General features: G+C 56.5%; 12 protein-coding genes. 8 read left to right on the top strand and 4 right to left on the bottom strand.

The annotated features are described in order from the left end of the window. The first annotated feature begins 41 nt into the window (after nucleotides 1-41). The 3 genes from K3757_RS11270 to K3757_RS11280 are packed head-to-tail and all read left to right on the top strand — an operon-like array spanning nucleotide 42 to nucleotide 3,794. Nucleotides 42-1,859: a DUF294 nucleotidyltransferase-like domain-containing protein gene (locus K3757_RS11270; RefSeq protein WP_259995607.1), complete on the top strand. Its 1,818-nt coding sequence runs from the start codon at nucleotides 42-44 to the stop codon at nucleotides 1,857-1,859. A 20-nt stretch (nucleotides 1,860-1,879) separates the two neighbouring features. Further along, the gene (locus K3757_RS11275; RefSeq protein WP_259995608.1) at nucleotides 1,880-2,401 is read left to right on the top strand and encodes a hypothetical protein; all 522 of its coding nucleotides are present in this window, start codon (nucleotides 1,880-1,882) and stop codon (nucleotides 2,399-2,401) included. A 1-nt stretch (nucleotide 2,402) separates the two neighbouring features. Beyond that, nucleotides 2,403-3,794: a 3'-5' exonuclease gene (locus K3757_RS11280; protein ID WP_259995609.1), complete on the top strand. Its 1,392-nt coding sequence runs from the start codon at nucleotides 2,403-2,405 to the stop codon at nucleotides 3,792-3,794. A 697-nt stretch (nucleotides 3,795-4,491) separates the two neighbouring features. Here K3757_RS11280 and K3757_RS11285 read toward each other — a convergent pair. Further along, on the bottom strand, nucleotides 4,492-4,971 hold the full coding sequence (locus K3757_RS11285; RefSeq protein ID WP_259995610.1) for a DUF3237 domain-containing protein: 480 nt from the start codon (nucleotides 4,969-4,971) through the stop codon (nucleotides 4,492-4,494). Nucleotides 4,972-5,037: 66 nt separating this feature from the next. On the opposite strand from K3757_RS11285, the gene K3757_RS11290 reads away from it, so the two are divergent. The 5 genes from K3757_RS11290 (at nucleotide 5,038) to K3757_RS19035 (ending at nucleotide 9,371) form a co-directional block, all read left to right on the top strand. Then, nucleotides 5,038-5,505: a MarR family winged helix-turn-helix transcriptional regulator gene (locus K3757_RS11290; protein ID WP_259995611.1), complete on the top strand. Its 468-nt coding sequence runs from the start codon at nucleotides 5,038-5,040 to the stop codon at nucleotides 5,503-5,505. A 2-nt stretch (nucleotides 5,506-5,507) separates the two neighbouring features. Further along, complete coding sequence (locus K3757_RS11295; protein ID WP_259995612.1) at nucleotides 5,508-6,281, top strand: SDR family NAD(P)-dependent oxidoreductase; 774 nt, start codon at nucleotides 5,508-5,510, stop codon at nucleotides 6,279-6,281. Nucleotide 6,282: 1 nt separating this feature from the next. Then, a complete protein-coding gene (locus tag K3757_RS11300; protein ID WP_259995614.1) occupies nucleotides 6,283-8,055 on the top strand; it encodes a feruloyl-CoA synthase in 1,773 nt (590 codons plus the stop codon). 86 nt (nucleotides 8,056-8,141) lie between these two features. Further along, nucleotides 8,142-8,423, top strand: a complete 282-nt coding sequence (locus tag K3757_RS19030) for a hypothetical protein (RefSeq protein ID WP_311201727.1) — start codon at nucleotides 8,142-8,144, stop codon at nucleotides 8,421-8,423. A 474-nt stretch (nucleotides 8,424-8,897) separates the two neighbouring features. Then, nucleotides 8,898-9,371 (top strand): hypothetical protein, encoded by a 474-nt coding sequence (locus K3757_RS19035; RefSeq protein ID WP_311201728.1) that lies wholly within the window; start codon nucleotides 8,898-8,900, stop codon nucleotides 9,369-9,371. Between the two features lie 59 nt (nucleotides 9,372-9,430). Here K3757_RS19035 and K3757_RS11310 read toward each other — a convergent pair whose 3' ends face one another. The 3 genes from K3757_RS11310 to K3757_RS11320 form a co-directional block, all read right to left on the bottom strand. Next, nucleotides 9,431-10,759 (bottom strand): TRAP transporter large permease, encoded by a 1,329-nt coding sequence (locus K3757_RS11310; protein WP_259995616.1) that lies wholly within the window; start codon nucleotides 10,757-10,759, stop codon nucleotides 9,431-9,433. After that, nucleotides 10,756-11,289 carry a TRAP transporter small permease gene (locus K3757_RS11315; RefSeq protein ID WP_259995618.1) on the bottom strand — a complete coding sequence of 178 codons (534 nt, stop codon included), beginning with the start codon at nucleotides 11,287-11,289 and terminating at the stop codon, nucleotides 10,756-10,758. Before K3757_RS11315 ends, K3757_RS11310 begins: the two co-directional genes overlap by 4 nt. Before the next feature lie 67 nt (nucleotides 11,290-11,356). Next, entirely contained in the window at nucleotides 11,357-12,394 is a 1,038-nt protein-coding gene (locus tag K3757_RS11320) for a TRAP transporter substrate-binding protein (RefSeq protein WP_259995620.1), read from the bottom strand. Nucleotide 12,395 lies beyond the last annotated feature (1 nt).

Below are 12,395 nucleotides of genomic sequence, written 5' to 3' on the forward strand. Positions count from 1 at the left end.
ATTTCTGCGCCAGAACCACATCCCACGAAAGGGCTGCACTTGTGTCGATAGATCAACCATCCATTCTGTCCTACCTGCACCCCTATGACGTGCTGTCTAGTGACGCACGCAATGACATTCTTGAGCAAAGCACATGGATTAATGTTGGCAAAGGTCAGCAAATCTATGCCTGCGGAGACCATCTGAAAGGTCTTTATATCATCGGAAGTGGTCAAGTTTCGATCACTGATGCAAGCGGCGCGCCTCTTTCCTTGCTCAACCGCGAAAATTCATTTGGCGAACGTGGTCTGTTGCGCGACAAAATTGCCGTCACCACCGCCACCGCCGACGAAGATTGCCGCCTGCTATGTATCCCTGCCGCGTTGTTTCGTTCGCTTTTGACGCAACACGAAGCGTTCCAGCGGTTCTTTGACCGTAGCGGCCCCGCTGCACCATCACGCAAGGCTGATCTAACCAGTGTCCGCGTAGAGGCTCTTATGGCGACAGGTCCTGCCGTCTGTTCGCCCGACACATCAATCAAAACCGCCGGACGCATCATGCGGGACGGGCGGATATCGTGCCTTTGTGTCGTAGCCGATGGCGGTCTGGTTGGGATTGTGACCCTGCGCGACATCGTTAACAAAGCCGTTGCTGAGGATTTACCCAAAGACACGCCCGTTTCCAGCATCATGACCGCCAATCCGCGTGTGCTGCCCCCCTCCGCCATCGGATCGGATGTGTTGCACCTGATGATGGAATACCGCTTGGGTCACTTGCCTGTGGTCTCTGCCGGTCGGCTCGTTGGGATTGTCACACAGACCGACCTCACCCGTTTTCAGGCCTCCCATGCCGCAAGCCTGGTCGCACAAGCGGCCCATGCAAGATCCGCTGCGGATCTGGCAGAGATCACCGCCCGCATCCCCGGATTGCTTGTCCAGCTTGTTGCTGCGGGAAATCGTCACGACGCTGTAACGCGCATGATTACGGATATCGCTGACGTGGTCACCCGCCGCCTGCTGCGACTGGCCGAAGAAAAATTCGGCCCGCCGCCCGCAAAATATCTGTGGCTGGCATGTGGATCACAAGGACGGCAAGAGCAAACAGGTGTGTCGGATCAGGACAACTGCCTGATCCTTGAGGACGGGACCAGCGACACTGATCTAGAGTACTTTCAACCGTTTGCGCAGTTTGTGAGCGACGGCTTGAACGCCTGTGGTTACGTCTATTGTCCAGGCGATATGATGGCGACAAACCCGCTTTGGCAACAACCACTCTCCGTTTGGAAAGACTACTTCAAAGGTTGGATTGCCAGTCCCAGCAAAGAGGCACAGATGCTTGCGTCCGTCATGTTCGACCTGCGTCCCATTGGCGGGGATGAATCTCTTTTTGATGACTTGCACGCACAAACCTTGAATGCCGCCGCTGGCAATTCGATCTTCACGGCCCACATGGCGACAAACGCCTTGACCCACGCGACACCTCTTGGGCTGCTACGCGGTTTGACAACGATCCGCGCGGGCGAGCATCGCAATACCATCGATACCAAGCTGAATGGCGTGATCCCGGTAGTCGATCTTGGGCGCATGTACGCCCTTCAAGGACAGCTGCCAGCCCTAAACACCCGCGCACGACTTGAAGCGGCTTTGTCGGCCGGCATCATCAGCGAAAGCGGCGGCAGTGATTTGATTGACGCCTATGACTTCGTCGCACAAACGCGGCTGGAACATCAGGCGAACCTGATCAAGCAAGGCAGAGCACCGGACAACTTTCTGCCCCCCGCGACACTTTCAGGTTTTGAGCGAAGTCATTTGCGGGATGCCTTTGTTGTGATCAAAACAATGCAATCCGCCCTTATGCAAGGGCGCGGGGCGCTCGCCTAAAAGAAGAAGGAAGCAAGTCCATGTTTTTCGAACTCATCGGCACAATCGTCGCGGGCATCGCGACCGCGCTTTTGGTCTGGGCCATAAACCGCACCCTCAAAGGTCGGCTGCCGTCGTGGCTGGTTCCAGCGTCGGCCGGTTTGGCCATGCTGATCGCCACAATCTCAAGCGAGTACAGCTGGTTCAATCGTGCACAAGCCAATATGCCCGAAGGGTTTGTTGTCGCCGAAACGGTAAAAGAAATCCGGCTTTACCGCCCTTGGACTTACGTGAAACCGTTTGTCAGCAGATTTATGGCCGTTGATCAGGCGACGGCGCGCACCCATCCTGACCATCCCGACCAAAGGATCGTTGATCTGATCATCTATGGGCGTTGGGCGCGCACGGCGAAAATTCCCGCGTTGTTTGACTGTGCCGCAAATGCCCGCGCCGATCTGGTTGATGGTGTCAATTTTGGATCAGACGGCACAGTGTTGAACGCAGATTGGCTCCCCATGGATGCAGACGCCCCTTTGTTGCGGGTTGCCTGCGCGGGCACCTGACATGAAACATCTCGGTTTGCGCACACGGATTTTGCTGTTCTTTTGTCTGCTCGCAATTGGCAGTCTGGCCATTACCCTGTCCGCGTTATGGATTGGGTTTCGCCAACTGGGCGTGCCGGAAGCCTTGTCCGCTTTTGTAACCACAGGGCTGATTGCTGGCTTCGGAGTCACGGGCCTCGTGGCATTTATCTGGTTGTTGTTCGACGACAACGTCAGCAAGCCTATTGAATCGATTGCAGCCAGTCTGCGGGTCCGCGCGCATGCCGATGTCAGCACGCCAATTGATGTCACAGATGCCAAATACCTCGGTGATCTAGCCCCTGCTGCTTCGGCTATGGGTACTATTCTTGAGAACGTCATGCGGGCGCGATCGGAAGCTACCACGAAGGAGCTTGCAGAAGTGACGGCGCAGCGCGATCAACTTGTGAAAATCCTGTCCGATATTCCCGTCGCAACCTTCCTCGCCACTGCGGATCATCAGATTGTGCTATACGATGGACAGGCTGCTGCTTTGATGGAGCGGGTCGGGGCTGCGCGGTTAAAGACATCCCTGTTTGACTACTTCGACGCTCCCGCCATCATCAGTGCACTGTCGCAGATGCAGGACACAGGCACCGAGCATATGCATGTCACCGTGGTATCGCAGTGCGGCAGGGTCTATTCGGGCACCATCCGAACCTATGGACCCGATGGCGGGTACACTTTGATGCTTGAGCCGCTTGAACCCTCTGCGGCGCGCCCCCTGACCTATGATTTCGATCTATTGAACTCTGCACAGTCAGATAGCCTATCCGATACGCTCCTGCGCGATTTGGTCTATGTCGTGTTCGATACCGAAACCACCGGACTGGACCCCGTCACTGACGAGGTTGTGCAATTGGGTGCGGTTCGTGTTGTGAACGGCAAAATCGTTCAAGGTGAAGCCTTTGAAACCTTGGTCAATCCGGAAATGACAATTCCGAAACGATCTACAGACGTTCATCGCATAAGCAATGAGATGGTTACTGATGCGCCCTACTTCAGTGCCGTTTGTACAGAGTTTCACGCCTTTTCGAAGGAATCTGTTTTCGTCGCGCATAATGCTGCTTTTGATATGGCGTTTCTGCACAAACAAACCCAGAAGACCGGCCTGCGTTTTGATCATCCCGTTCTGGATACTGTGCTTATGTCGGCCGCAATATTTGGTGGTTCGGCGGTCCACACCCTTGATGCAATTTGTGACCGGCTTGGGGTCTGTATTCCACAAACCCAGAGGCACACAGCCATGGGTGACGCAGTCGCGACAGCTCGTGCTCTGGTCGCTATGATCGCCATATTCGAAGGCCGAGACATTCAAACCTATGGCGAGCTCCGAAATACGATGAACAAGTATCGCAAAATACTTAATACCTGAATGCGATCTAAAGCGTCATGTTTCGCCAGCTGACCCGTCGCGGTTTTTTGTCATTACAAAGCCTCGTAAGCTCAAATGGCGGCGGATAGCTGTCATTTTCCGATTTTCGGCAAAATTTCAACTAACATTTTCATAGGCTTCCGGTACCAGTCATACCCCGCACCGCGGAAAGTTGGTAAAATAGGCACGCACAGGACCAGCGCACGGTCTATGCGTCCAGATCGGCCTTAAGGGCATCAGCGGCCTTTAGCGCGACCTTGTGCTTGCCTGCTATCTCGCCACGTTTCTTGATTAGTCCAGATAATCTGGGCTCCATAAATCCCCTCGGCATGGGCGCTTGTTCTAAGCAAGGAGCCATACCCTATTATGGATTCACAGCGTTGTTTTTATAAGATATATTGTTGGTGCGTTTGATACATAAGGCCGCGCAACTGAGACATTAGCCACCAGCTCAGCGAACGGCCGGCTTTCCGCATTGCGACCAATGGTGCTTTGCGCCGCGAATGACGGCAGTGCGCCCATTGTGTGAATTTAACTTCTACGCTGCACGTGCTCACAGCGTGAAAAATGCGGTATGAGCGAAAAACTGAATGCCGCTGCGCAGCGCAAGAAGCGGCCATTCGCGTAAGTCTTAATATAGTTTGGCTGATGCTATTCTGGGGTGAAGGTGCACACCCCGTTCGGGATGCAGTAAAAGTCAGGTCAGTGCGTATAGCGTGACCTGCACCGCTTGTTGAAACCGAGCGCCGACACCGACGAACAGCGTCCGGTTCACCCAGTCATAACGCTCATCGCCCGTTTCCAGCCGTGCGTGCGTGCGCATGTAATAGGCGGTCGGGTCAACCTCTTCGCCGCGCGCCACAGCAGCAAGCACCTCTTCCGGCCCATGACGAAACCCGTAATTAATAATCTCGATGATGGCTCCATCATCGGTTTCCACCGCGTACCGCGTATCAAGTTCGGCCAGCCCTCCCGCAAAGATGGTTTGCCAATCGGCACCAAGATTCAGGATGCGCCCTGCCAGACGCGCGCCCGTGACCGTACCGCCCACAATTGGAATGATCCGCCGGTGCCCTGCACGGCCCGCGCCCATTTCGCGGATCACATCCAGTTCAACATACAGCGTGCAAACCTCGTCCAATTTTGGTGTCGGCAGGTCCATCGCAAAGCCTTTCATAGGAATAACTGTTTACCAATGTAACAACTTGGGCGTATTGTGACTATGTCTAAATGGAGGCTGGTTATGGCCAAGCACACGCCACGGATCGTTGCCAACAATGATCTCAAAACACCTGATCTGGAAGAACTCGTCGGCTATAATCTCAAGCGCGCATACATCGTCGTCAAAGAGGATTTTCGCGACGCAATGGGCAAGGACGGTCTTTCTGCCCGAGTGTTTTCCGCACTCTCCCTGACCAACGATCACCCCAATATCACGCAGAGTGAGTTGGCGCGGATGATGGGGATTGAACGATCAGGGCTTGTCGCAATTGTAGACGAGTTGGAGGCGAAGGGCTGTTTATCACGCGTGCAAGTGCCAACTGACCGGCGTGTCCAGGCGTTGGTCCCCACCGAAGCGGGACGTCAGCTGTATCGTGAGACAATTGAGGCGGTACGCGCGCATGAAGACAGCCTGTTTAGCAACATGACGGAAGCCGAAAAAGCGCAGCTCTTGTCCCTGTTGAAAAAAATCCGCCGTAGAGGAGAATGAAAATGAGCTTACAGAATTGGGCCGGACATACGGCAATCGTAACAGGCGGCGCGTCAGGACTTGGCGCGGCGACAGCTGAACAGCTGGCCTGCGACGGGCTCAAACTCGCTCTGTTTGATCTTAATGAAGAGGCGGGTCGCGCGCATGCGGACAAGATTGGTGGGCGGTTCGTCAAAGTTGATGTCGCCGATCCCGCCTCCGTCGCAGCGGGCATCGCAGATGTTCAGGATACAATGGGGTCATTGCGCGTTTTGGTGAACTGTGCCGGGATCGGCGGCGCGGCCAAGACGGTCTCGCGTGGTGCCCCCCACGATCCGGGATTGTTCGAAAAGACCTTGAGGGTTAATCTGATGGGCAGTTTCAATTGCGCCAGTCAAGCGGCTGCACAAATGTGCACGGCAGAGCCGATCGCACCCGATGGCGCGCGCGGCGTTATCGTGAACACCGCTTCCGTGGCGGCTTTTGACGGGCAAGTTGGTCAGCTTGCCTATTCCGCCTCAAAGGGCGGCATTGTCGGGATGACCTTGCCCATGGCGCGTGACTTGGCTGACAAGGGTGTACGCGTCTGCACGATCGCGCCGGGCCTGTTTCTGACACCACTTCTTGATGAACTGCCACAGGAGGTACAGGCCTCGCTCGGGGCGCAGGTGCCATTTCCATCAAGGCTTGGCGATCCTACTGAATATGCCGCAATGGTAAGCCACATTACCCAAAATTCCATGCTCAATGGTGAAACCATCCGCTTGGACGGCGCCATACGCATGGCCCCTCGTTAGTATGAGCGCGCTGGACCCAAACGATTTCTGGTCGCCGACGTTTGACATCACCACCCGCGACGACGGCACGATCCTCATGGAGCAAACCAAAGCTCTGCCTGAGCATTTGCCAACTCTGGCGGATTATCTCGACAAATGGGCTGACGCCACGCCGGATCAGCCCTGGCTCGCACGGCGCGATGGTCAGGGGGACTGGCGCAAGATCACCTACGGTGAGGCGCGCACCGCTGCGCGCCAAATCGGGTCACACCTGCTGGAGATGGGGCTGGGACCTGACAGGCCGCTCTTGATCCTGTCAGGTAATTCTCTGGAGCATGGGCTTCTCGGGGTTGCATGTTTTTACGTCGGTATTCCTTTTGCCCCTGTCAGCCCCGCCTATTCTCTGGTCTCAAAAGATCACAGCAAGCTTAAGGACATCGCAGCGCTCCTGAATCCGGGCGCAGTCTACGCCGAGGATGGCGATCAGTTTGCCCCGGCACTTGCGTCGATCTCTTCGCCGCAGCGGGAGGTGATCGCACTGCGCGGGGCATCGTCGGTGCCCTTTGCTGATATGTTACAAGGTGATGGGCCATCTGCGGGCCGAGCACGCGCAACCGTAACTTCGACTACCGTTGTCAAATATCTCTTCACTTCCGGTTCAACAGGAAACCCCAAGGCCGTTATCAACACCAACGGCATGATCTGCGCAAACCAGGCAATGGTCCGCGATTGCTATCGCTTTTTGGAAAAACGCCCGCCTGTCGTGTTGGATTGGGCGCCTTGGAACCACACTGCAGCGGGCAACAAGGTTTCCTACCTCGTTCTGACAAACGGCGGCACCTACTACATCGACGAAGGCAAACCCGCCCCCGGTGCCTTTGACGAAACCCTGCGCAATCTGCGTGAAGTGGCCTGCACGTGGTATTTCAACGTCCCTGTCGGCTGGGATATGCTGATTGACGAACTCGAAGCTGACCCGACCCTTGCGAAGACGTTCTTCAGCCAGCTGGGCATGATGTTTTACGCAGGCGCAGGGATGGCGCAACGCACGTGGGACAGGTTGCGCGCGATTGGGCGCAAGACAACCGGACGGGAGGTTCTTCTGTCCAGCAGTTTGGGCGCGACGGAAACGGCCCCTTTTGCATTGACTTGCACGGATGTGCAGGACTTCTCAGGCAATGTTGGTGTGCCCTCGGCGGGGCTGTCCATGAAACTTGTCCCGAACGGCGGAAAGCTTGAGGTGCGCCTGAAAGGGCCAAGCATCACACCGGGCTATTTTGGCGATCCACAGAGTACAGCCGAAGCGTTTGACGATGAGGGGTACTATTGCATGGGCGATGCCCTGCGCCCTGCTGATCCGGCAGATTTCACCAAGGGCTTCTTTTTTGACGGGCGCGTTGCTGAAAATTTCAAGCTGAACACTGGCACATGGGTTGCTGTTGGCGCAGTACGTTCGGCGCTCGTCGATGCCATGGACGGGCTTGTTCGCGATGCTGTGATCACCGGTGAGAACCGAGCCGAACTCGGCGCGCTCTTGCTGCTGTCAGAACAGGCCAAGCACATGGAAACGGATCAGCTGCATGCTGCTTTACACGACAAGCTGCGCAGCGCGGCCCAGCGTGCCACAGGTTCAGCCAGCCGCGTGCGGCGCGCCGCAATCCTGCGCGATGAGCCCAGCCTTGACAAAGGCGAGGTCACCGAAAAAGGCTCGCTCAACCAACGTGCTATGCGTGCCAACAACGCAGGCAAGATTGCCGAGCTGTTTGGGGGCAATCCCGAGATACTGAGCGTTTAGTTCGGGTCCCGATAAAATGGAGTAGGCCATTCTCTGATCAGACCGTACTTATCGCAGGAGAAGGCATTGGTTGACTGGCGCTGGCTTTGACGCTTGATCAGATCGGTGTGCCCACCATTATTTTCGAGACAGTCGAACAGCTTCGCCCTCTTGGCTTTGGGATCAACCTTCGGCCGAACGGTGTGCGCGAGCTTCTCCAAATGGGTTTTAGCACCAATGAGTTGGATCAGGTTGGCATACCTGCGAAGAAATGGGCGTTGGTCGGCCTGAACGGCAAGGACATCTATGCCAAACCGCGCGGATTGGACGTTGGTTGTGCATGGCATCAGTACGCGCCGCATTGCGGCCAGTTTCACTTGGTCCTTTAACAAAACCTGATCGCCCGCGCTGGCCCCGATACAGAGAAATTAGGGGCGCGTGTTTTGGGCTACCAGAACAATGCTGATGGCGGCATCATTGCTACGATTGGAATGGCGGCCGGACGACAGACAACACAAAGCGGGGCGCTTTTAATTGGTGCCGACAGCATTCATTCAGGAATCGGTGCGCAGATGCACCCTTACCAGTCCCCAATTCACTGGGGCGGCGCGATCATGTTGCGTGGGACAACACGGTCCAGACCGATCGGGACCGGCTAACCATTCATAGGGCTGCGCACCCACTAACAACGCGTGGTGATATATCCAACCTCACCCCCTGATGCCGACGGACTGCACTGGATCAGGGGGATTTCCGAGGTCACTTATGACGATCCCGCTGGTCGCGAAAGCGGTTGGTTCAAGCCAACCAGTATCGATATATTCATCCATCATTTTGAAGACTGTAACTGAGATTGGCTGAATGTGCCCACGCTGTTGCGCGGAGCCGAGACAGCCTTTGAAAACCGTATGATCGACCGCGACCCCATTCCCACTTGGCAAGACGGGAATGTCGCCTTGCTTGGCGACGCCGCGCACGCGATGTATCCGGCCGGTTCCAACGACGCGACGCAAGCCACTGTGGACGGGCGGGTTCTGGCAGCAAAGATTCTGGAGCATGGGGTGAACGCCGAGGCCCTCGCAGCCTATGACCAAGAACTGTGCGGCCCAGTATCCGAGCTTGTTTTGCGCAACAGGCGTGCAGGGCCGTTCGGATTGCTCAATATCGTCGATGAACGCTGTGGCGGAATGTTCGACAGCATTGATGGCGTGATCCCGCAGGCGGAGCACGCCGCGTTTATGGCTGGCTACAAGGCTGCGGCTGGCTTTGCTGTCGAAACACTAAACGCCGTGCCGACCATTATCGAAAAAGGTCTCAGGGTTAGCGCCTCTGGGTAAAGCCCGTTTCCAAGTCGGACAGATGAGGGGGGCCGCGCTTCCTCACGAGAGTAACTCGCCTAAAGTGCGTCGATGACCCAGACCAGCCAGAGCGTGACCGCCGGGAAAGACGCTAATATCACGACCCGGACGATGTCGGTAATCACGAAGGGCAGCGCCCCTTTGTAGGTTTCGCTGATGGGTGTGGTCTTGGACATCCCGTTGATGATGAAGAGATTCATCCCTACGGGCGGTGTGATCAATCCGACCTCCACGACGATCAGCACAAGAATGCCGAACCAGAGGCCGAAGTCGTTCACGCTCATCCCGAAGTCGAGCACGGACATGATCGGGAAAATTATCGGTACAGTCAAAAGGACCATCGACAAACTGTCCATCACGCAGCCGAACAGAAGATACATGATAAGAACGATTGTTAGCACGAACCACGGTGAGAAACCTTGTGTGCCAACCCAGGCAGAAGCTTCTTGCGGCAATTGTGTGAGCGACAGGAAGTTGTTGTAGATGCCCGCGCCCAAAATGATCAGAAAGATCATCGCTGATGCGCTGGCCGTGGACAGGATGGATTCCGTCAGGCGCGGCCATGTCATTTCACCACTTGCCAACGCGGCAATGAATGTGCCCGCCGCGCCAACAGCCGCAGCTTCAGTTGGGGTGAAAATACCTGCGTAGATGCCGCCGACAACAGCCACGAAAATCAGGATAACTGGCCAGATCTTTCCAAGCATGACCATGCGTTGCCCCCATGGCACACGCGGGCTCAACCGGGCTGCATTGGGCCGCACGCGCACCCAGATTGAAATCGCGATCATGTAACCGATGGCGGCCAAAATGCCGGGGATAAACGCCGCGACGAAGAGTTTGGCGATGTTCTGCTCCGCCAGGATTGCGTAGATCACAAGGATCACAGAGGGCGGGATCAGAATGCCAAGGGTGCCCCCCGCCGCCAGCGCCCCGGTGGACAGGCTGTCGGGGTAACCATAGCGCTTCATCTCGGGCAAGGCGACCTGCCCCATAGTTGCCGCCGTCGCCAGCGATGACCCGCAAATCGCGCCAAAGCCCGCGCAGGCCCCGATGGCTGACATAGCCACACCACCTTTGCGGTGACCCAGAAAGCTCTCTGCGGCCTTGAACAATGATGTGGACATGCCAGACAGCGTGGCGAACTGACCCATCAGCAAGAACAGCGGGATGATTGAAAACGAATAGTTGGAAAAGGTGCCGTAGGTCAGCGTCTTGAGCTGGTTGAGCGTCATCATGGGCGTCCCGATTACCAGATACGTGCCACCAACACCAACGCCGATCATGGCAAGTGCGATGGGCGCGCGCAAGAAAACAAGGATCAACAGTACCGGCAGGGACCAGATCGCCAGTTCGATGTTGGTCATGCCTGAATCCCTTCGGGATTGTCCACATACCCGGCCAGCCGGCGCAGGGCACGGAACGTGCAAAACACGGAGACGATGACAAAGCCCACCGCGCCGATAAGGCCCGCGGCATATCCCTGCCAGACAGGAATCTGGGCAATCAGCGTCGTTTCACCGTACGACAGCTTGTCCTGCATACCGAGGTAGAGCCGATAGGTTCCAACCGCCGCCACGAAGGCCATCCCAGCATTGAACAGCAGGTCAAGAAACTGATCGGCCTTACGCGGCATTGCGAACTGGAACAGATCGACGCGCGCATGGGCTTCCTTGAACTGCGCCCAAGGCAGAAAGGCGAAGATGGCGGCGGCCATGCCGATCTCCGTCATGTCATAAATGCCGCGAATGGGTCCCAGCCCGATGTCCAGGGGCACAAAGACACGCCCGATGATCGAAACGCAAGTCAGCAAGGTAATGCCCAACAGGACCACGCCACCAGCCAAAGCCAGAGCACGCGCAAGCGCTTGCGCCAGTTTGTCGAGTGCGTGATACATCTTTTTTTTTGCCCTTCAAATAGGGCAAGGATGCCTAATGGCTCCCTTGCCCTGATGTCGTCAACTATTAGCCGCCGTGCTTTTTGATCAGCGCTTTGGCCTGCTCGATTAGCGCTGAGCCATCGAGGCCCTTGCCGTCCATGTCAGCAATCCAGCGCTCGATCACGGGGCCCGCTGCGTCTTTCCAGCGCGCGACCTCTGCTGCGTCGAGCTCAACAATGGTGTTGCCAGCTTTTTCTGCAATGGCACGCGCTGGTGCGTCCTCGTCCCACATTACCTGAGTGGCGAACTTGGACAGTTTTGCGCCTGACTCTGCATCAATAATCGCTTTGAGATCATCGGGCAGCGCCTCATACTTGGCCTTGTTCATCACAAGAACAATTGTTGCCGCATAAAGCGCTTCGTCGCCAGAGAACTCCGTGTGGTTCGTCACCAGCTCCGACAGGCGGATCGCAGGGGTCACTTCCCATGGAATGACAGTGCCTTTGACAACGCCCTTGGACAGCGCCTCGGGGATTGCGGGCAGCGGCATGCCAACAGGCTCTGCGCCCAGCTCAGAGAGCATATCGTTGATGATACGGGTCGGGCCGCGCACGGTCAGACCTTTCATATCCTCAAGGCTGTTAACACCGTCCTTAGAGTGGACAACACCGGGGCCATGCACCCATGCGCCAAGAACTTTGACGTCCTTGTACTCATTGCTTTGCCAATCCGTCTCGACCATCTCCCAATAGGCGGACGCGGTGGCGACAGGGTTTGTCATCATAAAGGGTAGTTCAAAAACTTCTGTTCGCGGGAAGCGGCCCGGCGTATAGCCCACCACAGTCATGGACAGATCGACAACGCCGTCGCGCGCCTGATCCATCAGTTCGGGCGGACGGCCACCCAAAGACATGGCATCGAAATGCTGGATCGCAATGCGACCGCCAGACGCCTCCTCCACCGCAGTCGCCCAGGGCTTGAGGATCTTGGCAGGCACCGTCGCAGGGGGTGGCAGGAACTGGTGCAAGCGCAGAGTGACCTCTTGCGCATAGGCCGAGCCGCCCAATGCGGCGGCGGTTACCACTCCGGCAATCGCTGTTTTGACAAAGCTACGTTTCTTCATG

This window comes from Sulfitobacter sp. S223 (assembly GCF_025143825.1).
Lineage (GTDB): Bacteria > Pseudomonadota > Alphaproteobacteria > Rhodobacterales > Rhodobacteraceae > Sulfitobacter.